This window comes from Sulfobacillus harzensis, from assembly GCF_012933365.1.
GTDB lineage: Bacteria > Bacillota > Sulfobacillia > Sulfobacillales > Sulfobacillaceae > Sulfobacillus_B > Sulfobacillus_B harzensis.
In genome coordinates, this window is record NZ_JABBVZ010000344.1 from 1 (window position 1) to 439 (window position 439).

2 protein-coding genes are annotated in these 439 nt (G+C 58.8%); one reads left to right on the forward strand and one right to left on the reverse strand.

Translation table 11 applies throughout. The features are described 5' to 3' along the window. Window positions 1–251 (reverse strand): hypothetical protein (locus HIJ39_RS23425; RefSeq protein WP_169103411.1); only part of this gene is annotated, 251 nt, incomplete at its 3' end. Here HIJ39_RS23425 and HIJ39_RS23950 point away from each other — a divergent pair. Then, a partial coding sequence (locus HIJ39_RS23950) for a hypothetical protein (RefSeq protein ID WP_207711906.1) occupies window positions 251–439 on the forward strand: 189 nt, incomplete at its 3' end. The genes HIJ39_RS23425 and HIJ39_RS23950 overlap by 1 nt on opposite strands.

Consider the following 439-nt stretch of genomic DNA (forward strand, 5'->3'; position numbering starts at 1 on the left):
ACATAGAGCTGGCCGTCAACCATCGTGTGGGGCACTCGCTCAAAGCAGGCGGTTTCCTCCAACAACTCCACCAGCGCGATGTCGTCGTCCGCTTCAGCCCGCTCAATTAAGGCTTCTTGCACCTGTTCCTCATTCCAAGCCTCGGGCATCAGCACGTAGTCCTCATAGTGATCCTCACTGCTATCAGGGTACTGCCCCGACACCCGCCAGGCCTGGAGTGCGGGCTGCGGCTGTCGTCGTGGGGATGCCAATGCTGCCACGGAGCCACGGTGATGGTCACGGGGCGCTCCATAATGACGGCGTCACAATGCCCGCACGCGATCTGGATTTCCAGATTCAGAAAGTCCCCTTCGTTGTCGTGGCTATCGTAGTCATTTCGCTCTCCGTTATCGGTTTGCGTGAACGCCTGGCTCAAATCGCCGAGCCAGAGCAAGCGAAA